Annotated in this window: 22 protein-coding genes; 11 read left to right on the forward strand and 11 right to left on the reverse strand. The window is 44.1% G+C overall.

What is annotated here, in order from left to right:
• Positions 1–118: 118 nt before the first annotated feature.
• Both xseA and xseB read left to right on the forward strand, forming a co-directional pair.
• Positions 119–1,279: an exodeoxyribonuclease VII large subunit gene (xseA, locus tag JGK36_RS23025; protein ID WP_293197092.1), complete on the forward strand. Its 1,161-nt coding sequence runs from the start codon at positions 119–121 to the stop codon at positions 1,277–1,279.
• Positions 1,280–1,284: 5 nt separating this feature from the next.
• Positions 1,285–1,512, forward strand: a complete 228-nt coding sequence (gene xseB / locus JGK36_RS23030; protein ID WP_293176136.1) for an exodeoxyribonuclease VII small subunit — start codon at positions 1,285–1,287, stop codon at positions 1,510–1,512.
• A 51-nt stretch (positions 1,513–1,563) separates the two neighbouring features.
• On the opposite strand, the gene JGK36_RS23035 is transcribed toward xseB, so the two are convergent.
• The 4 genes from JGK36_RS23035 to JGK36_RS23050 form a co-directional block, all read right to left on the reverse strand.
• Positions 1,564–2,685: a hypothetical protein gene (locus tag JGK36_RS23035; RefSeq protein WP_293191179.1), complete on the reverse strand. Its 1,122-nt coding sequence runs from the start codon at positions 2,683–2,685 to the stop codon at positions 1,564–1,566.
• Positions 2,686–4,278 (reverse strand): AAA family ATPase, encoded by a 1,593-nt coding sequence (locus tag JGK36_RS23040; protein WP_293176132.1) that lies wholly within the window; start codon positions 4,276–4,278, stop codon positions 2,686–2,688.
• Between the two features lie 136 nt (positions 4,279–4,414).
• Positions 4,415–4,624, reverse strand: a complete 210-nt coding sequence (locus JGK36_RS23045; protein WP_293197093.1) for a CsbD family protein — start codon at positions 4,622–4,624, stop codon at positions 4,415–4,417.
• A 278-nt stretch (positions 4,625–4,902) separates the two neighbouring features.
• Positions 4,903–5,739, reverse strand: coding sequence for a PHP domain-containing protein (locus JGK36_RS23050; RefSeq protein WP_293176128.1), 837 nt, complete (start codon positions 5,737–5,739; stop codon positions 4,903–4,905).
• 89 nt (positions 5,740–5,828) lie between these two features.
• On the opposite strand from JGK36_RS23050, the gene JGK36_RS23055 reads away from it, so the two are divergent.
• Both JGK36_RS23055 and JGK36_RS23060 read left to right on the forward strand, forming a co-directional pair.
• The gene (locus JGK36_RS23055) at positions 5,829–5,975 is read left to right on the forward strand and encodes a hypothetical protein (protein ID WP_293176126.1); all 147 of its coding nucleotides are present in this window, start codon (positions 5,829–5,831) and stop codon (positions 5,973–5,975) included.
• 81 nt (positions 5,976–6,056) lie between these two features.
• Positions 6,057–6,401, forward strand: coding sequence for a hypothetical protein (locus JGK36_RS23060; RefSeq protein WP_293197095.1), 345 nt, complete (start codon positions 6,057–6,059; stop codon positions 6,399–6,401).
• A gap of 108 nt (positions 6,402–6,509) precedes the next feature.
• Here JGK36_RS23060 and JGK36_RS23065 read toward each other — a convergent pair whose 3' ends face one another.
• Positions 6,510–6,962: a hypothetical protein gene (locus JGK36_RS23065; protein ID WP_293176122.1), complete on the reverse strand. Its 453-nt coding sequence runs from the start codon at positions 6,960–6,962 to the stop codon at positions 6,510–6,512.
• A gap of 55 nt (positions 6,963–7,017) precedes the next feature.
• Here JGK36_RS23065 and JGK36_RS23070 point away from each other — a divergent pair, with 55 nt between their 5' ends.
• The 4 genes from JGK36_RS23070 to JGK36_RS23085 all read left to right on the forward strand — a co-directional run bounded on the left by JGK36_RS23070 (position 7,018) and on the right by JGK36_RS23085 (position 9,867).
• On the forward strand, positions 7,018–7,638 hold the full coding sequence (locus JGK36_RS23070; protein WP_293197096.1) for a histidine phosphatase family protein: 621 nt from the start codon (positions 7,018–7,020) through the stop codon (positions 7,636–7,638).
• Positions 7,639–7,789: 151 nt separating this feature from the next.
• The gene (locus JGK36_RS23075; RefSeq protein WP_293197097.1) at positions 7,790–8,572 is read left to right on the forward strand and encodes a HipA family kinase; all 783 of its coding nucleotides are present in this window, start codon (positions 7,790–7,792) and stop codon (positions 8,570–8,572) included.
• Positions 8,573–8,599: 27 nt separating this feature from the next.
• A complete protein-coding gene (locus JGK36_RS23080) occupies positions 8,600–9,433 on the forward strand; it encodes a DUF3037 domain-containing protein (protein ID WP_293176116.1) in 834 nt (277 codons plus the stop codon).
• 62 nt (positions 9,434–9,495) lie between these two features.
• Complete coding sequence (locus JGK36_RS23085) at positions 9,496–9,867, forward strand: VOC family protein (RefSeq protein ID WP_293197098.1); 372 nt, start codon at positions 9,496–9,498, stop codon at positions 9,865–9,867.
• A 170-nt stretch (positions 9,868–10,037) separates the two neighbouring features.
• Here JGK36_RS23085 and JGK36_RS23090 read toward each other — a convergent pair whose 3' ends face one another.
• Both JGK36_RS23090 and JGK36_RS23095 read right to left on the reverse strand, forming a co-directional pair.
• The gene (locus tag JGK36_RS23090; RefSeq protein WP_293176112.1) at positions 10,038–10,328 is read right to left on the reverse strand and encodes a hypothetical protein; all 291 of its coding nucleotides are present in this window, start codon (positions 10,326–10,328) and stop codon (positions 10,038–10,040) included.
• 42 nt (positions 10,329–10,370) lie between these two features.
• Positions 10,371–11,042, reverse strand: coding sequence for a phosphoribosyltransferase (locus tag JGK36_RS23095; RefSeq protein ID WP_293176110.1), 672 nt, complete (start codon positions 11,040–11,042; stop codon positions 10,371–10,373).
• Positions 11,043–11,269: 227 nt separating this feature from the next.
• Here JGK36_RS23095 and JGK36_RS23100 point away from each other — a divergent pair, with 227 nt between their 5' ends.
• Entirely contained in the window at positions 11,270–11,956 is a 687-nt protein-coding gene (locus tag JGK36_RS23100; protein ID WP_293176108.1) for a uracil-DNA glycosylase, read from the forward strand.
• 209 nt (positions 11,957–12,165) lie between these two features.
• A complete protein-coding gene (locus tag JGK36_RS23105) occupies positions 12,166–13,977 on the forward strand; it encodes a bifunctional serine/threonine-protein kinase/formylglycine-generating enzyme family protein (protein WP_293191182.1) in 1,812 nt (603 codons plus the stop codon).
• A 23-nt stretch (positions 13,978–14,000) separates the two neighbouring features.
• Here JGK36_RS23105 and JGK36_RS23110 read toward each other — a convergent pair whose 3' ends face one another.
• From JGK36_RS23110 to tyrS, 3 genes are all read right to left on the reverse strand, one after another.
• Positions 14,001–14,582 carry a hypothetical protein gene (locus JGK36_RS23110; protein ID WP_293197099.1) on the reverse strand — a complete coding sequence of 194 codons (582 nt, stop codon included), beginning with the start codon at positions 14,580–14,582 and terminating at the stop codon, positions 14,001–14,003.
• Between the two features lie 6 nt (positions 14,583–14,588).
• Entirely contained in the window at positions 14,589–15,296 is a 708-nt protein-coding gene (gene pyrF, locus JGK36_RS23115) for an orotidine-5'-phosphate decarboxylase (RefSeq protein ID WP_293197100.1), read from the reverse strand.
• A 243-nt stretch (positions 15,297–15,539) separates the two neighbouring features.
• Complete coding sequence (tyrS, locus tag JGK36_RS23120; RefSeq protein WP_293197101.1) at positions 15,540–16,772, reverse strand: tyrosine--tRNA ligase; 1,233 nt, start codon at positions 16,770–16,772, stop codon at positions 15,540–15,542.
• A gap of 319 nt (positions 16,773–17,091) precedes the next feature.
• Between tyrS and JGK36_RS23125 the strand changes: the two genes are divergently transcribed.
• Positions 17,092–19,011, forward strand: coding sequence for a transglycosylase domain-containing protein (locus JGK36_RS23125; protein ID WP_293176100.1), 1,920 nt, complete (start codon positions 17,092–17,094; stop codon positions 19,009–19,011).
• Positions 19,012–19,024: 13 nt separating this feature from the next.
• On the opposite strand, the gene JGK36_RS23130 is transcribed toward JGK36_RS23125, so the two are convergent.
• Positions 19,025–20,458, reverse strand: coding sequence for a transposase (locus JGK36_RS23130; protein WP_293176098.1), 1,434 nt, complete (start codon positions 20,456–20,458; stop codon positions 19,025–19,027).
• Positions 20,459–20,592 lie beyond the last annotated feature (134 nt).

Below are 20,592 nucleotides of genomic sequence, written 5' to 3' on the forward strand. Positions count from 1 at the left end.
TGCTGTTAATTTACCTTCGCCGGTAGAGAAGCCCTCGCAGAGGATAGACCTACAAATAAATACCTTAGATATAGTAGCCTAAATCTCAAATCTCAAATCTCAAATCTACAATTGTTTAATGAATTCAATTTTCCCTGACACAACGTTATCGGTGGGCGGACTAACATCATACCTGAAAGAATTGCTGGAGGGCGATCGCAACCTGCGATCGATTTGGCTAACGGGCGAGGTGTCGAACGTTTCGCGGCATTCCAGCGGCTGTTATTTCACTCTACGCGATCCCGACACAAGCGCTGCGATTACCTGCGTGGTGTGGACTTATCAACAGCAAAACTTGCGACGAATGCCCGTAAAAGGCGAGCAATTGCTGGTTTTCGGAAGCATTCAGGTTTACGAACCTCGCGGGGATTACAAGTTGATTGTTTCCAAATCGCTACCGGGTGGGGAAGGATTGGAGGCTTTGCGGTTGCAGCAATTGCGATCGCGCTTGGAAGCTGAGGGTTTCTTCGATCGCGCCAGAAAGCGCCCGATTCCCGCACACCCGCAGATTGTGGCGGTGGTGACATCGGATACTGGTGCTGCTTGGGGGGATATTCAGCGCACGTTAGCGCAGAGATATCCGGGTTTGCAGGTGTTGCTGTCGCCGACAGGAGTGCAGGGGGATTTGGCTGCTGCTGCGATTGTTAGGGCGATCGCCCGTGTAGAATTGGACGGTAGGGCGGATGTCATAATTTTAGGGCGGGGCGGCGGTTCTGCGGAGGATTTGGCTTGTTTTAACGATGAAAGAGTCGTCAGGGCGATCGCGAATTGCACAATTCCAATTATTACAGGCATCGGCCACGAAAGAGACGAATCTCTGGCAGATTTAGTAGCAGATAAACGAGCGCATACTCCGACGGCGGCCGCTACCCAAGCCGTACCAATTTTGGCAAATATTTACTGGGAACACAGGCAGAGAATGCTGAATTTAGCAAGTGTTGTGAGGGCAAGATTTCAGCAAGAAGAACAGCATTTGCAACAGCTACAAAATCGCTTAAAACGGTTGCCTGCGACATCGCGAACTTTGCGGCAAGCAACTGGTAAACTGGAGATATTGCAAGAAAAGTTAGCGGCGCTAAATCCGGCGGCGGTTTTGGAAAGGGGTTATGCGGCGGTAATCCAAGGTGACGGTACGATTGTCCGCCAAACTGAGGGTTTGGAATTGGGCGAGGAGTTGACGGTGAGGTTGAGTCGCGGTGTGCTGAAGGTTAAAATTGTGGAAGTTTTGGATGCTGAATAAATATTATGGTTAACTCGCAGTTGCGTCAGTCTGGCTGGAATTATGAGGAAACGGTCGATCGCATTGAGGCGATTATCGATCGAGTGGAGTCGGGAGAGTTGCCTCTAGAGGAGGTTTTTGAGCAGTTTGCGGTGGCTGTGGAGTGTTTGCAGGAGTGCGAAGGTTTTCTGGCGCGGGGGAAGGATAAGATGGATTTGGCGATCGAACTTTTAGCTGCGGAACCGGATTTTTAACCGCAGATTTAGGCGCTTCGCCTTTATAAATAAACAAGTAATAGCAAAGTATCAAGCACGAATAGGACTTTCAGCAATGCACCAGTTCATCACAACCTGTCCCATCTTTTCCCAATCAGAAACCATGGACTTATCAATTATTCTGGCAATCTCATGAGGACTTTTTTGTTTAAGATATTCAACGGTATTGCTGAGCGTACTTTCTCCAAATCCCAGTGAGATTTTACATTGACATTCTCCACTACTACTGCATTGCCAGTTAACTTGACACCAATTATCTATACAACTTAATATATGGGGACTCATAGAAATCTTTACTTCCCAAAAAGACTTAATATTAGGGTTACTTGATTGAATAACTTCCTTCATTCTAGTTCCTTTTTTTATATCTAAAAAATACCTAATATCGACTGCACTACTACTAATATCTTCAAAAAATTTTAATGCTTTGAGTCTTTCCTGATTTTTGGAACACAGTTCAGATAAAATTGAATTAGGTATTAAGTTTTCAACTTCACGGCAATCAAGAATAAAATTTTCCGTATTTATACAAGTAGAATCGCTCAAAGCTTGGAGGCGAGATGCCGTCGAGCCTAGATTTCCATCAGGAGCAATTTTATCGCTATCTACAATACAAAGGCAAAAGCGTTTTTTAAATTTTTGAATATTAATATACTCACTAGAAATTGTATTACCACCACCACCTCTAGGTTCGCATACTATTTTTACATTCATCTTTTTCCATATAAGATAAACTTTTGCTATAATTTCGTATAAAACAGCATCATCACTATTTTCACACAAGAGTATGGTTTTCTGTACAGACTCTGAATCATTAAAAAAACGTGGGCCAACTTTAATAATTTGCTTACCTGAATCAGAAATCACTGCTGGTTCATAACAAGGATTAACAATTTCAATATATCTTGTTACCGCCGAAAGATAGGATTGAAATTGTGTAGATTGGTTGTATAACTTATGGTAAATTTTTCTAGCAAATTGAGATAAACGAGAGCATTGAGCAATTTTTTTAAAAGTTTCTCTCTTAGCCATTACTATATGCTTACCTTCCCGACGGGCAGATGCAAGATTTTCTAAAGCCAAAACAGTCTCATCGTCCCAAGTATTTTCATCTCCCTTATCTACTACAGAGCTATCAATCAAAATTAGCATTTATACAAGTTCCATCTCGAAAAAATCTAGCGGCCAGTTTAAAAGATACCCATCTGAATTGAATTGAGAGTTTCTTATTCTTACTTCTCCTGGTTTATCGCATGGCTCAAATAAAACAATGTTGATTTCATCAGGAGAAATTTTACCTTCGGAAACTAATTGTCCGAGGCGATTTACCAATACTTCACTATGGGTTTCAATCATTAAACGTAGCTGAATCTTCTTCTCCTTAGCTGCTTTGATTGACTTAACCAATGCATCTGTTAAAGTTCCTTGCAGACGGGGATGAAGATGTAACTCAGGTTGCTCAATAGCGTAGGTTATTGTTCCTCGGTTTACTCGACGAAATGAACTTAGTAACCATAATTGAGTAATAACAGGAAGAATTTGAGAAAAACCAAATCCAGTATCAGCAACATTCAGGTATTTATCAGAATTTTTAGAACGAATTTTTACTGAAATGTGACCAAGGCTAGATTTAATTGATGGCTTAAATCCAAAATTATCTAAAGTCCAGGTAGAAAAGTTTTTCATTTCTGAATCAGTTAGATTGCGTAAAAACATTGCAAGATTATTACCTTGGTAATCCACTTCATCAACAGCTAAATCTTGAGTTCGGTAATAACGCTCTGCTGTAGCTCGTACTGGCCCAATATAGCTAATATTCTTTGAGAAGTTCGCTAGTGTATCATCACATTTTTCAAGAATAAAAGGTATCGCATTTGCGATAATCAGATCCCTTAAATCTTTAAAATCTTTTGTCTCAACTGTCCAATTCTTAGTTTTATTCTTCCAAGATTTGCCAGCAATATTATTTTCTTGAATATCTTTTAACATATTTTCTGAGTTGCCGAGACCAAAAGAGAGTGCCATTTGAATAATAGTCTCTAACTTAGTTGCATGATGAGCCGTCTCTTTGGTTTTGTCTATCAAAGCTTGAAATAAAGCTCTGAAGCGAGAACGATATCTCACAAAACCAGGAGATAGTGAGGATGATTTTTCAAATTCATATTCTTTTTTTTGCTCACTTTCAGTAATAGTTGGCAGAATCAGACTCCTGTCAAATTTTCTAGTAACATATTTATTACCCAAATTTAAAACGTTAAATGAATTTACGAAAAAGTCCGTTAGAGAATCATCCTCACCAAAAGATAATTGGATTTTTGAATCTTCAAGCTGCAAAAAGATTCTACTTGTTCTTGTTGTTTCTTTCTTTTTATTTTCTGAGACTTGGAGAGTTAACGTTATATCACAAGTGTTTAAAATCTTTGCTTCTCCCGAAAAAAGAAAGTAAGAAAAATCTCTAGCAGAGGGAAACTGTCTTGATTCGAGCTTGAAGTTAAAAGAAAATTCAATATTATCTTCTGCTCCTGTTTGATGAGCATCCTCAAAATTACCGAAGTCAACTAGGCGACCTGACCAAAGTATTGGCCCAGTTGTTCTAGATTCTAGGCTTTGTTTCAATAGAGGAAGAATACGCAGAAAACTACTCTTACCTGAACTGTTTTGCCCAAGAAGAACAGTTATAGGCTTTAACTCAATATAGCCAGTGTCAGCCAGACAGCGTAATCTTTCCACTCTAATAGAATCCATTCATACCTCTTAATAAGGAATAGCTTTAATATTTTATCTGCCCAGACGCCTCTAAATCTTAGATTTAATTTTGATTAAAATCTTTTGGGGCGGGCGGGAAGCCCGCCCCAAAAATACAATCTAGATGCCCGACAGCTTACAATTTGTCGATCGCCTTTTTGGCCTTATCCGTCAGATTTTTTACCGCATCTTTCACATCTTCTGCTGCGTGGCGGGCGGCGGATTCCGCTTGTTTTGCTTTGCCTTCTGCCTGGTCTTTCTTATTGCCCGTGATGTTACCGAAAATTTCCTGAGCTTTGCCTTCTACGTTTTTGCCGATCGCCTTTGCTCTGTCTTCTGTACTCATAATCAGCTCCATTGAGTAGTTGAACGCTACTACCACCCTAACATTAGCTCAACAGAAGTTGCTCGCTAACTTCACATTAATTTATGTTGATTTTGATTTTTATTGGTTTTCAGTAGAGTTTTTGCCCAATATTTTATTGATACAGAAACCGCAGTAGTAGGGTGCGTCAGAATGACTTGATTATTCAGATTTACTCTGATAAAAACTGAGGCACGCACCCTACAGTTATACTCAAATTATTGTGGGGTGGGCTTCTAGCCCGCCCAAAAAGTTACAAACTATTTTAAACTCGCCGCTGCAACTTTAATCGGTTCGAGCAATTCTAACGGTATATGCAGCATATTCAAGTGAGTAGTTTCAACACCTTTCCTTTCATTTCTTTCTACTTCGGGGCCGTGATAATCGCTGCCACCTGTCATCAGCAAACCGCGATCGAGGCACAATTGTTTTAACTTATGAATTTGGCTGGAACTGTGGCTGGGATGGTATACTTCAACTCCCATTAAACCAGCATCTACTAATTCTTTCAAGACTTCCTCAACAGCGCCGCCGCGAAACAAATAAGGGTGAGCCCAGACTGGTACTGCGCCGCAACTCTTGAGTAAATCGATGCCTTCTGCGATCGAGAATTTCTCGTAATGCACGTAAGCCGGGCCGTCATCTCCCAGCCAGCGATCGAAGGCTTCCCGGGATGATTTGGCGTAACCGGCTTTTACCAGCGCGCTAGCAATGTGAGGCCTTCCCGGTGCCATTCCTGGGGATGTTGTTGGCAGTTCGATCGCGTATCCCATTGCTGCTAGTTTTTCTACCATTTCCTGCGATCGCCGAAACCGTCCTTCCAGGCGCGCTTTCAAAGGATCTCGCAGCTTATTTGCATCGGGATAAAAACCTAAAATATGCAGCGATCGACCGTTATGTACCGTACTGAGTTCTAGCCCTGGTACTATTTCTAGATTGTACAAGCTAGCGGCGGCGAAGGCTTCGTCCCAACCCGACATCGTATCGTGATCCGTGATGGCTAAAGCCCTAACTCCTGAGGCAGCGGCGGCTGCTACGAGTTGGCTGGGGGTGAGAGTACCGTCGGAGTAAGTTGTATGGCAGTGAAGCTCTAGCATATTGACCTGATTAATTATCGATCGACTTTGCAAACTGTACTGAAACTAACCCCCTCAGCAAGTATAACCTTAGTCCGTGATTCCTAACTATGGGTTCCAGCTTCGCCCTTGTGCCAGTTGGCGAATTGGCTGAATTTAGCGTCTGTTGCTTGTACGCAGAAACACACTCTCAAGTTATACAGGACAAACGTTTGAGTGCGATCGCCCGTCATCCGCGATCGAGCGAAAAAGTGTGAAGGTACGGATAGTGGCATTTGGCGAACACCATGACTCAGGGATTTTTTCTAAAGTAACAACATGACATTCAGGAAATACATATGAAATCTACTCTTTGCTTCCCCGAAACTTCCGTACACTCTCAAAAAATTAATTCCAACAATCATGGGATGAATTCTCACAGTAACATGGACTATTGTATCGCTGCTGCTTGGATCGACTTAGTGGGAGGAGATTACAGCAGTTTGGGAGGAGATGATTGGCTGGCTGTATGCGCCGATATTGATGAAGGCGAAATTTACCGCGAATGGTTTATGTGGCAAGACCGCGAAGTAACTCAAGAATGGGAAGCTTACGATCCAATTACTAATTATCGACACGTTGCTTGTAGCCGAGAAATGTTGATTGCTCAAATTGACAGAATCGAAGATACAAGACTATTTTAAAATCATAACTAATATTTAAATTTGATTGGCAGCAAACGTAAATTCAGCTTGCCCTCTCTGATTCCCGACTTCTTAAAAAAGCCGGGAATTTCGTTATTATTTTTTGATTTATTTTTGCTTCTCCCGTTCTAACTTGCGCTGCTTCAACGCTTCCAGGTTTTGTTTGATGCTGTCGATCGCACTTCCATTACCCTGCTCTTGGTATAATTCGCTAGCACGGATCAAATCTGCAACAGCCTCACCATCCGATCGCAAATTCGCAAAAATCAAACCGCGATTGTGGTAAGCCTCTGCCGTTGAAACCTCTTGTATGGCGCTAGTAAATTTATCTTCAGCTTTGCGGTAATTTCCCGACTGATAAGCCTCAATTCCAGCTTGGAAATAAGCCGCAGCTTTCCTACCGCTGTCAGTATCGGGAAATTCTGGCGAGTTTAAAATAGGTTCTTTAAACAGTACCGAAATGCTGCCCTTACCGGAGTAAGCCCAAGTCATTGTTCCCATGCCAATCCCCAGGGCAGCCACAACAATCACAGACAGAGCAATAAAATTGGTGAGTTCCATAGAGAAATATTTGTTGTATTACAATATGATAAGATAATTTCTAGCTTCTGGAACAATGGCTGCGCGAATTCACCTCAACGGTCAATGGTTTTTGGGCTCGCTAGCTTTAGTATTGTCGATCGGCATAATCAATGCAACTGCAACTTCTGACGCAGCAACCAACGCCGAGACTCAAGCCGGATGGCAATTGTTGCAGCGGGGCGAGACAGGGTTGGTGGTGGCAATGCGACACGCGATCGCCCCTGGAACCGGAGATCCTGCTAACTTTAAATTGGGCGACTGTTCCACCCAGCGCAACTTATCAGCCCAGGGAAGAACCCAAGCCCAGCAAATTGGAGCCGAATTTCGCAACCGCAACATCAAAATTGCCAGAGTTTTATCAAGTCAGTGGTGTCGGTGTCTGGAAACAGCAAAACTAATAAATTTAGGCAAAGTCGAGCCATTAAGAACACTTAACTCGTTCTTTAGCGACAGCAGCCAAGAAGCCCGACAAACAGCGACAATCCGCAAATTAATTGTTGACAACCGCAACACAAAAGGCGCGGTTATTCTGGTAACTCATCAAGTAAATATTACAGCAATTACAGATATTCTTCCCCCAAGCGGCGAAGCTGTGATTCTTAAAAGCGACGGACAAGGGAAAATTCAAATAGTCGGACGAATTGGCGGATTTTAAGAATGTGTAGCAATCCTTGCCGAATTTTTCGCGAACTCTTGCTTTCCTCTTCCTTTGTCTCCTTCGCAGCACGAGAAAAAAAATCGTTGAGTCTTGCTATCTAAAGTGATAATGTATAATTTTCCAGCAAATTTATGACTGCAAAATTATTGTGAGCGATAGTGCAGAGACTAAGCAAGAGAGAAGAAAAAGGTGGAAAGATTGTTTAGAAGCCGGAATCGATCGAGCTGAAGATCCGATAATTATCATTACCTTTCATTCAGGGTGGGCTTCTGCCGCACGTCCAGTTTTAGCACGGGGCATTGATAAGCGGGAATATGTCATCAAGGGGCAACAAGCAGGGCGTCAAATCGTCAACGATCAGGTGGTAGCAAGACTCGGTATCGCAATCGGAGCACCTGTGGGAGAACCTTGTATTGTTGAAATTTATGAGGAACTAATTGCTGAAGATTCTAGATTTTCTTATCTTACTCCTGGAACGGCTCATGCTACGCTTTACATCCCTAAATGTTCTGCCGAAAGAGAAGAAATCAAGCACACAAACCAGCCCGAAAACCGCGAAAGGTTTGCTTTGCTGATTTTGCTGTACGGATGGGTATATGCTAATGACTGTCAATTCATCTATCAAAATTTTCGTCCCAATTTAGTTTACTCTGTAGACCACGGTCATTTCTTTCCAGGCGGCCCAAAGTGGAACCAGCGCGACTTGCTCGAAGCTGCTAATGCTGAGATAAACCCCCACCTTGTTTCTAAATGTCAACTAAAGCCAGAGGAGATTAGCCAGGGACTTATGCTTCTCGATGCTGTCAGCGAAGAAAGCATTATTCAAGCTGTGGCTGCTCCGCCCAGGGAATGGGGATTTACAATTGACGAGCGTGTTACCATGGTAGAGTATATTGTTAAAAGAAGACAGGATTTACTGGCGCTCTTATAGCCACTGTCAGACAAAAAGGCGGAAACAATGGCAAGCAAGTATAGTATCGTTCAATACGTTCCCAATCCAATTGCTAACGAACGGATTAATATTGGCGTTGTTGCTTTTAACGAAGAACAGGTGCGCGTTCAGTTTCTCACAAACTGGGAGCGGGTGCGGCATTTTGGCATGGAAGATGTTACTTTCTTGAAAGAGTTTGCTCAGCGAATGTCCCAAGCTGCTGACTGTGGATTGATTTTTCCTGGGGATAACCCAAATGCTCCTTATCAGGAACGTTTAAATAAAATTGCCCAGGATTGGCTCAATAGTATTCAGTGGACAGAACCTCGTGGCTCCTTAGCAGATGTCGATAGTTTACTAGAAGATATTGCTAGTAATTTTTTGGTAGATTTGAATTCCCAAAAGCCGCATCGACGTGACCGCCAAGATGCTGCAAGATTGACCACTTCTAAATTTAGAAATGTTTTTCAAAAGTACGTGAAAAATGATGCTAAAGAACTCCTAAAAACAAGTTATTCCGTGCAGGGTAGTCGAGACTCTCACAAGTTTGATGCAGTTGTTGCTAATGGGCAACCTTACTTGGCAGCACACGGTGTATCATTTGAGGTGAAGATACCGGAACACCTGCAAAAATCTCTGTTTTGGATGATTACTGATGTAAAACAGTGTCAACCTAATTTTCCTATTGCAATCATGGCACTACCGCCAAAAAAAGACGCTGATAACTATCAAGAATCTCAGCAAAATTATCAGCAAGCTACCTCGACGTACTCAGAACTTGGTGCAAAGGTTCTTCAAGAAGAAGATGTTGAAAGTTGGGTAATCGAAAGACTTGAGAAGGGGAATCTATTGCATAGGTAAAGCGATTTTCCCATTGCCAATTCCCCCAATCTCCAATTACCAATTACCCATTACCCATTTATATGAGTTTCCAATACAGCGCCGCCCTAGTAACTTTAGCCGACCTTGACAAAGAAGTTCTAGTTAAATTTTACACCAAATTTCTCGACCTAGAACCAAACCCTTACATTCCCAATAATTATGCTGAATTTCAACTCCCCGGTCTGAGACTCGGCATATTCAAACCCAAAGATTCCCACAAATCGGAATTTGCAAATCGAGCCAAAACAGGCATGAGTTTGTGTTTGGAAGTCAGCGATATAGAAACTGCGATCGCCCGAATCTGGGCCTTAGGATATCCCCCCGCCGGAGAAATTATCAAAGCCTCACACGGTTTAGAAATCTATGCCTTCGATCCCGCCGGAAATCGCCTAATTTTGCATCAATCCCATTAGAATCTAAAATAATCCTCCCGCCTGTAGTCTGTGGTGGAACAGGCGTCTCGCCTGTGATTCTGTGGTGGTGATTCTGTAGTGGAACAGGCGTCTCGCCTGTGATTCTGTGGTGGTGATTCTGTGGTGGAACAGGCGTCTGGCCCGCCGGTGGTTCCTTCACAACCCCTCAACTATCTAATCAATTCAGCAAAACTATAAAAACTGATAATTAACAATAACAAAGCAGTGAAATGAGTCCACTGAAATTGAGGCCGCGGCCCGATATATTCCCGCACCAAAATTGAGAAAGAGGAACCAATGATATAACTCAAAGACAGCGTTAAATACTGCCACTGCAACGTTACACTCCACAGCCCGAGAAAAATCATCGCCAAAGTCAACATCACCAACTCAACAAACCGAGGCGGATTTTGCTGGCTAGACAGAATCACAGTGTTCAACCAATATTCCCAACTTCTCATGTTTTAACGATCGAGCTTTTGGATTTAGCCTTCTAGCTTAACTCACGATCGCCATTCAATCTGTCGCTGCAAACACACCAAAGCCTCCGCCGTCTCCACCTGCGGAAACTGGGCGTAAAAGCGGCTGACACTGTAAAAAGGGTGAGGAGTCTCCAGAATAATCGACTTATCGGCGATTTGCGCCAAAAATCCCATCAACTCTGGCGGGGCGACGGGCGCGCAAATCCACAAAGCCATCGGTTGCTGCGACTGCAAAGCCTGCGCCGCCACAGCCACCGTCATCCCCGTCGCAATCCCATCGTCCACTAAAATCGCCAAAGACCCCGCTGCGCTGACATTGGGCCGTCCCGAAGCCAAATCTGCCAACAGAGATTGAGCGCTATTTTCAGCCTGCTGGAGTGCTGATTTTTGCAAGCGTAAATTTTGCTGATTTTGCTTTTGCCAGAGAACCTGGCCGTCAGCAGTTGCAGCCCCGATCGCCAATTCCAAATTATCTGGGCGAGTAATTTTCTTGGCAACAACCACATCCAAAGCACAGCCCAAGCGGCGCGCAATCGGTACAGCAACCGGCAAACCCCCGCGTGGCAAGGCGTAAACAATCGGTTTAATAGTATCCTGTGTTGTTAAATTCAACTTGCCGAGCTCGCCTGCAACTGCCTCGGCCAGTTTTTCGCCTGCATCGGCGCGATCGTCAAAAAACGGGTTAGAGAACATATTTTTGCCTGTACGAGCAAACCCGATCTAAACTATAACTCTAGCTTCCCCAAAATCCCCTCTATCTTTAACAGCGGACAATTGACGGTGCACAATTAGAGCAAAAACCTAGATCGGATTTTCGCTGTCAACTATCAACTATCAACTATCAACTGTCAACTATCAACTATCAACTATCAACTATCAACTATCAACTGTCAACTGTCAACTATCAACTGTTTAAACATATGTCCAGCGACTTGCAACTCAGCCTTTTTGACAGCAATCAAAGTGCTGCTTTCCAAAACGACTCAATACCAGCAAATGCCAAAATTCCCATTCCCGCCGGCACCTATCAAAACATGGAACAAATCGGCGAACACTGCAACCGCTGTCACCGCTGCGAATTGGGAAATACCCGCACTCACGCCGTCATCGGGCGCGGCAATCCTCAAGCCTCGATTTTGATTGTGGGAGAAGCGCCCGGACAAAATGAAGATGAAACCGGATTACCCTTCGTAGGGCGATCGGGCAAACTGTTAGATAAGATTTTAGAATCCGTAGAATTGAGCACAGAAACCGACGCATTCATAGCCAACGTCATCAAATGTCGCCCTCCCAACAACCGCCCTCCCACAGCAAAAGAAATCGAAGCTTGCAAACCATACTTGCTCGAACAAATTCGCATCTTAGACCCCAAAATCATTTTATTAACTGGTGCTACAGCCCTAAAAGGTTTGTTAAGCGACAAGCGACCAATTAGTAAAATTCGAGGTCAATGGATTGAATGGGAAGGACGTTTGTGTATGCCAATTTTTCACCCATCATACTTGTTGCGAAATCCCTCCCGCGAACCGGAAACACCAAAATGGTTTATGTGGCAAGATATGCAGGCAGTAAAAGCTAAATTGGATGAATTCAAAGCGGTAAGTTAAAGAGAGCATGATAAATCTCGCTTTTACCAGAGTCTCGATCCCCCTAAATCCCCCTTAAAAAGGGGGACTTTGATGTTCACTCTTGTCCCCCCCTTATTAAGGGGGGCTAGGGGGGATCGAGGGTCTAATCGTCAAACAGTAGCTTGTTGGCAACTGGTATTAAAATAGGTAAATTATGTTAATCTAAAAATATTAAACCAAAAAAAATTATGAGTCAATGCCTTAATCCCGACTGCCTCCATCCCAACCCACCCATCACCCAATTCTGCCAAAAATGCGGAAACAAACTGCTACTCGGAGACAGATACCGTGCAGTAAAATACATTTCCGAAGGAGCTTTCGGCCGTACATTCAAAGCCGTAGACGAACATCGACTCGATACAATTTGTGTAATCAAACAATTTCTCCCGCAACTACAAGGGAATGCCGCCATCCAGAAAGCGACGCAGTTATTCAAACAAGAAGCAGTCAGACTGCGAGATTTAGGCAAACATCCTCAAATCCCCGATCTATTGGCATTTTTTGAACAAAATAAACGCTTCTATCTAGTACAAGAATTTATAGACGGTGAGGATTTATTAAAAGAATTAGAGCAGCAGGGAAAGTTTAGCGAAAAACAAATTAAACAATTACTGAATGAATTGCTACCGATATTAGATTTTGTTCACAACCAAAAGGTAATTCACCGAGACATTAAGCCGGAAAACATCATTAGAAATTCTCACGGTTCTTTAGTATTGATTGACTTTGGAGTTGCCAAGGAATTGAGCGGTAGTGTTTTGACTAAAGTGGGAACTGTAACTGGCACTCCTGGTTATGCGGCACCGGAACAAATGCAAGGTCATGTTTTTCCAGCGAGTGACTTGTACAGTCTTGGTGTAACTTGCATTCGGTTATTAACCGGATGTTTCCTGAAAGAGATAAATGGAATTTTGTTTGATGAACTTTTCGATCCGATGCAAATGCAATGGAACTGGAAAAACAAGACAGTTCATCTCAACAAGGACTTGGCAAAAATTTTAGATAAAATGATACTATTTCCAGTTGGTGCGCGCTATCAATCAGCAGGAGAAGTATTGCAAGCTCTTGATTCAATCTCAGTATTACCCAATCAAATATTAGCACCACTACCGCCAGCAAAACCCGTTCATTCTTCAGCAGCAGCTAATAAAATATCAGCTAAATTTAAACCAAAAGCCTCTTACTTCAAATCCTTTACTGAAGACTTGGAAAATGGCGTGCAGTTAGAAATGATAGGAATTCCCAGTGGAACCTTCACAATGGGTGCGCCAGACATTGAAGCAGAAAGCCAATATAAAGAAAAACCTCAACATCCTGTCACAATTCAACCTTTCCTTTTCGGAAAATATGCGATCGTACAAGCACAGTGGAAAGCCGTTGCTAAATTGCCACAAATTCAATATCATCTCAACCCAGACCCCTCTAAATTCAAAGGCAATAACCTACCAGTAGAAAATGTCTCTTGGTATGAGGCGGTGGAATTTTGTGCTAGGTTATCTAAACATACTGGACGCAATTATCGCTTGCCCACTGAGGCAGAATGGGAATATGCTTGTCGTGCTGGTACGACTGCACCGTTCTATTTTGGTGAAACAATTACTACAGATATTGTTAACTATAACGGTAATTACTCTTACAATAATTCACCAAAAAGTCAGTATCGAGAACAAACTACAGATGCAGGCAGTTTTTCTCCCAATGCTTTTGGTTTATATGATATGCACGGGAACGTCTGGGAGTGGTGCGTTGACCCCTGGCACGGTAGCTATTACGGAGCACCAACTGATGGTAGCGCCTGGGATGAAAAATGTAATGATAATCGCTATCAAAATTCTATTGAATTATTAGTAAAATCTCAAAATAATAAAATAGCAAGGGTGCTGCGCGGGGGGTCGTGGCTTTACCATCCGAGGAATTGCCGTTCTGCTTTTCGCTTTTTCAATACGCCGGAATTTGACTATCATGACTGTGGTTTTCGAGTTGTATGTGTTGGTGTATGAACTTCTCAACCCTTGATACTTTCTCATTTTGCATAACAATCTCGCAACCACAAACGAATCGCCTCAGCAATTGCGCTTTTTTCGTTTTCTGCCGGCGACAACGGACTAACATCCGCCACTGTACCAAACCTAGAAACAATTTTTACTAATTCCCAGCCCTTCTCTGTTTTAGCTAAAAACAGCCAGTGATATTGCTGAATCTCGACTCGCTTTCCTCCGCGATATTGCAGTTCCAAAGTAGTAATAAAAACTTGACTGGCATTTTCGGGAAGTGCTTCTGCAAAATTTAAAGGTAGCGGTTCAAACTCCGGGCGACCTGCTAAAATTATTTGACGCTGCACGTCACCGATCGCCCTAGAATTGTTAGGAGCAAAGCCCGATCGCACAATTACCCGGTTAGCATAACTCGGCAAATCCTGCAACAGGCGATCGACTAAAGCTTCCAAATCAGCCGGACAGGGCGATCGCGCTAACAAACTGTACCGACTTGCGTTTATACTGCGATCGGCATTTGTGACAAAATTAGCAGCCAAAGTCGGACTTGCGATCGCAGATGTTAGCAGATAAACACAGATGAACGCTGATAAAATTTCATCTGTGTTCATCTGTACTTATCCAATCTCTTCACAAATGCGCGCAAAAGCCGCCACCGGATCGTCGTTCGCCGTAATCGGCCGCCCAATCACCAGATAATCAGCACCAGCTTTTAAAGCAGCCTTCGGAGTCATCGATCGCCTTTGATCGCCTCCATCAGCCCATTTTGGACGAACCCCCGGACAAACCAACAAAAAATCATCCCCGCAACTCATTCTTAACTGTTCCGCTTCTTGGGGAGAACAAACAGCACCAGCTAAACCTGTTTCCTTAGCTAACAATGCCATGTGCAAAGCATATTCCGGCAACTCTAAAGGTATCTTTAACTCGAAAGCCAACTGTCGCGAATTCAAACTCGTTAACAGCGTAATTGCAATCAATTTAGGAGTCGGTTTCTCAACCGCCGCCGCCCCTTCTACCAAAGCTGACTGTGCCGCTTTCAAAGCATCTTTACCACAAGTAGAATGGATGGTCAATAAATCTACATTGTATTTAGCAGCAGCACGACAAGCACCCGCCACAGTATTCGGAATATCGTGAAATTTCAAATCGAGAAAAATCCGTTTTTCCCGTTCTTTCAGAATCTCGATAATTGCCGGCCCGCAGCTAACGAATAACTCTAAACCGACTTTCCAAAATGATACATCTGGCAGTTTGTCGATCAGGGCGATCGCACTTTCTTGACTGGGGACATCCAAAGGAACAATAATTTTATCTGCGATCATAGTACCGTTCGTAGTAAGAACTTCATAGTAGATTGGTGTCAAAACATCAAACGTAGTCACAGACTGCTGTTTGAGGTTCGGGCCTAGATCCCCCCTAACCCCCCTTAAGAAGGGGGGGACAAGAGTATTCTCAAAGTCCCCCTTCTTAAGGGGGATTTAGGGGGATCTGGCCTCGGAGCAAAGCGAGATTTATCAAGGGTTATAGACTTAAGTTGACACCAATGGCGGTTAACAAATCCCAACTCAATCCACTAAGCGGACAAACTTATTTTTGCCTACTTGCAAAACTTTACCGCATAAATCACCTGGTGATTCAAAGGTAAGATTAACATCCGAAACTTTCTCACCCTCCAACTTCACTCCGCCGCCCTGCATCAACTTCCGTGCATCGCCGCTGCTCTTACAAAGCCCGCTAGCACTCAGAATATAAAACAACTTGGCCGGAAACTCCACGCTTGCTAAAGAAAACTCCGCCACAGCATCAGCTTGTCCCGCCGCACCTTTGATTAGCGCGATCGCATCTTGTTGTGCCCGATCGCCCGCTTCCTTCCCAAAATACTGACTTACCACATCCACAGCCAAAAGTTTCTGTTTTTCGCGCGGATTTTCTGGCAATTCATCAAGCGGCAAATCTGTCAATAGCTCGAAATACTGGGCGATCGAGCGATCGGCAATTTTCTCCAACTTAGAATACATCGTCAGCGGATCTTCCGACAAAGCTACATAATTACCCAAAGACTTCGACATCTTTTGCACGCCGTCAGTCCCGATCAAAATCGGCATCAGCAAACCAAACTGCGGTTTCATCCCAAAATGCCGCTGCAAATCTCTTCCCACCGCAATATTAAACTTTTGGTCAGTTCCCCCCAACTCCACATCGGCTTCCAACACTACTGAATCGTAACCCTGCATTACTGGATATAGAAACTCGTGCAAATAAATCGCATTTTCCTGCTGCATCCTGTTATCAAATCCCTCTTTAGCGAGCATCTGCTGCACCGTCATCGTGCCTAGCAGTTCCAAAATCTTCGCCATGTCCAATTTTGACAACCACTCGGAGTTATAGCGAATTTCCAAACGTCCGGGCGTGTCAAAATCTAGAATCGGACGCACTTGGTCTAAATAAGTCTTGGCATTTTCCGCCACTTGTTCGGCTGTCAACTGAGCGCGCGTCTCCGACTTCCCAGTCGGATCGCCAATTCTTGCGGTAAAATCTCCGATGACCAGTACCGCCGTGTGGCCTGCATCCTGAAAAGCTCGCAGCTTGCGGAAGCAAATACTGTGTCCCAAGTGAATGTTCGCCCCTGTGGCGTCGATTCCCAGTTTGACTCGCAACGGTCGATCGACTTTTTCCAGCAGTTGGGCCAGATTTTCGTCAGGGTTGCTAGAATCAGGTCGATCGGGAAAAATCTCGCTGATGCCGCGGTAAATTCCAGAAAAGTTAGGAGAAATCATAAAAGAGCGATCGTCCATCATTATATTTTGCAAAAGTGCAGCAGAATTAGTTACACTCACTGATTGACACATAAACACACAACTATCAAGCTACTATAATCTCAAAGCTGACCAGCTTTTATTAGCAAACCCATCCAGAAAGGGATACCAGCCCCGACAAGAGTCGCGGACATCCCACAATTTTAGACTAAGGTTCAAACTCCTAAATTTATCAGTGGAGTAAATCTAAAATCTAAAATCTAAAACCTAAAATCTAAAATCGATCAACTGACAGCCTCCAGCCTTGCCATCTAAAATTAAAAGTCTTAAACCCCAAATCGAGTGAGGAAGTGAAATCCACGTGTCAACCAACGCAGTCCGCAAAAATACGGAAAACCCAGCCCCTGTATTCGAGTTTGTTCAGTCAGTCAGCAAAGTGACCGCCGGAACCATACTCAGCATGACCATGCTTGCCAGTTCCGTAGTCGCCGGCGGACTGGTTGGCCTAGCGATCAGCTTCCGCAATTTGCCAGATGTTCGCATCTTGCAAACCTACTCTCCCACCGAAACTACCCACATTTATGACATCAACGGCCGCCCCCTAGCCAGCATCCACGATGAAGCTAACCGGGATGTCGTACCCCTTGAAAAAATCTCCCCGAACCTGAAACGGGCTGTTCTGGCGATCGAAGATAGCAACTTCTTTACCCACAAAGGTATCAACCCCGGCGGGATAGCCAGAGCTCTCATAGTCAACCTAGAGAAAGGTAGAACCGTTGAAGGCGGCTCGACTATGACGATGCAGCTAGTCAAGAACTTGTTTCTATCTCCCCAATCAAAATTTAGTCGCAAGATAGCTGAAGCGGTAATGTCTATCCGCTTGGAGCAAATTCTTAACAAAGACCAAATTATGCAACTGTACCTAAATCAAATCTATTTAGGTCACAACTTGTACGGCGTAGAGACAGCTTCTCGAAGCTATTTCAACAAGTCAGCCGAGAATTTGAGCCTTGCAGAATCAGCGATGCTGGCCGGCTTAATTTCCGCTCCCGAAGAATACAGTCCTTTTGTCAACTACAAGTTGGCAAAAGAACGGCAGGAAATCGTTTTAACCCGGATGAGAGAACTCAAATGGATTACAATAGCTGAAGAAGCAAGCGCCCGAGCGCAAAAAATTAAGCTGGGCAAAATCACTTCTTTTGGCGGCTCTCAAGTTCCTTACGTCACACAAGCCGTAGTCCAGGAGTTGACACGGCGTTTTGGGCGAGATGCCGTCCTCAAGGGTGGAATGCGCGTTCAAACTACGATCGACCTCAAACTACAGCGCATCGCCGAAGAAACCGTCAAAGCGTGGCACGATCGACTTTACTATCAAGGACTTTTTTACGATCGCGACCAAGGTCAAATTGCCCTAGCAGCCGTCGATCCCCGCACCCACTTCGTCAAAGCAATGGTTGGTGGCGTCGATTACCAAAAGAGTGAATTCAACCGCGCCATTCAAGCACGCCGCCAGCCCGGATCTTCCTTTAAGCCCTTCATCTACTACGCTGCCTTTGCTACAGGCAAATACGGCCCCGATTCAGTTGTCTACGACTCCCCCGTCGGCTACCGCGACGGCGACGGATACTACTACCCTCAAAACTACGGCGGCGGCTTCTCCGGTGCCGTCAGCATCCGCAGAGCTTTGGAAGTATCACTGAACATTCCCGCTGTCAAGCTCGGCCAAGAAGTCGGATTGAATAAAGTAATTGAAATTTGCCGGGTGCTCGGCATCAGAAGTCCCATGGAACCCGTAGTTTCTTTACCCTTGGGTGCAGTTGACCTCACTCCTTTAGAAATGGCCGGAGCTTTTGCTACCTTCGCCAACAACGGCTGGCATTCCGACACCACATTTATCGTGCAAGTCACCGACAGCAGCGGCAACGTCTTGCTTGACAACACGCCCAAACCAAAATTAGTTCTCAACGCCTGGGCTGCGGCATCCGTCAACAGCGCCCTGCAAGGAGTAATTTACAACGGTACTGCCAAGGCTGCCCAAATTGGGAGGCCCGCTGCTGGGAAAACTGGCACAACTTCCTCAGAAAGGGATATCTGGTTTGTGGGTTACGTGCCGCAGTTGTCGGTGGCTGTTTGGATAGGCAACGACGATTACACACCGATGAGCTACGGTGCTACTGGCGGTACAATCGTTGCCCCTGTTTGGCGCGATTTTATGAGCCAAGCTTTGCAGGGCGTTCCTGAAGAAGATTTCAAACCTGCTTCATCTTTTGAACGACCGTGAACGAACCTGACGGTCAACTGAGTACAGTTAGACCGCAGGCTTCTTTTTCCTTTTTTGCAAAGGCTTTTTTGAGTGACGGAGTTCCCCCGCCACTTTGATCGCTCAGACCAATTTTCTTGATAAGTTTGGCTGAATTTTCATCTCGATCCAAAGACTCACCGCACTGACAAGAATGCCATCTTTCCGATAACTCTTTTGGTACTTTATTGAGGCAATTCCAACAATACTGAGAAGTTCCCTTCGGCTCGACAAACAAAAGATTTTTACCCAATTTCCAGGCAACATACTTGAGAACATTAGCAAACTGACCGTGAGCAGCATCAAGCATTGATTTATTCAAGCCGCTTTTGGCAGATTGACCGTTTGGCAAATAAACTAAATTACCATTGTCGATCTCGGTTTTAGTTTTAGCGCGTCTTGTCAAATTCTTGATACTCAAATCTTCAGCCACCAAAACATCGCATTTACGAAACAATTCATGTGCCGTCTTGAATTGAAAATCAAGTCTCGCTCTAGCTACAAATTGATGCAGTCTAGAAATCTTGCTTTTTATAACTTGCCAAGGTTTAGAACCCTTGACTCTACTAGCTAGCTTCGCCTGAAGTTTTGCTAATTTCTCGGCAGATTTCCTCAAGAATCTAGGATTTTCAATTCTTTCGCCATTAGAAAGGTAAGCGTAATTAGTAATTCCCAAGTCAATACCAAGAGTGTTTTCATCAGTCGGTTGAATTTCTGCAACCGGCACGGGAACCGTCTTATCTTCTAGCGTCAGGGAAATATACCACCCGTCCGCTTCTCTAATAACTGTCCCCGTCTTAACCGTTAATCCTGTTGGTATTGGACGATGGAATGCCATCGGTATTTGACCTATTTTGGCAAGGTTAATGCAAATCCTATTTTGCTCATCCTTGGCGATATCTAAATTATCTAATTGAGGATAAGTAAAAGATTTGTAGTAGTGAAATCCTTTAAATCGGGGCTTGCCTCTACGATTGCCATTTTTGTCGGGTGTGGTGAAATTTGAAAAGGAAGTTTCCACTCGGTTAATCACATCCTGCAAAACTTGAGAATTCAAAGTTTTGTAATCAGGAAATAGCTTTTTAGTATTTTTTAGATCGGCTAACTGGATGGTTTGCCACTGCACGTATCCGCCTTCAATATTCGAGAAAACATCACCTTTCCTGGTCAAAGGATTGCCTGATTCATCTTTCTTTCTGCCATCTCTAGTTTGCACTCTAGTCAGAGGAATATTTTGGTAAATTTCCTCAACAGGCACTATGGAAGCAATTAAAGGGCAGGCATTGACAGGCGTTCTTGTGGACTCCCACCATCTGAATCTTTCACTCAATCGGTAGTTGTACTGCCGGCGACAAAGCTCTAGATGAGTCGAAATTGTTGCTAGTTGGGCTTTCGTAGGTTTGAGGCGGTATTTGTACGTCAGTTGCATGAAAACTTCCTTTTTTTCGACCTTCCCACAGTATAGAGTAAGGAACCCCACGCTTAAAAGCGGGGGCTTTTGGAAAGTCCGGCTCGTTTCGAGCGGTTCGAGAAGAAAGCCCGAACCTTACCAGAGACAGGATT

Source organism: Microcoleus sp. PH2017_35_SFW_U_B, assembly GCF_020737865.1.
GTDB lineage: Bacteria > Cyanobacteriota > Cyanobacteriia > Cyanobacteriales > Microcoleaceae > Microcoleus.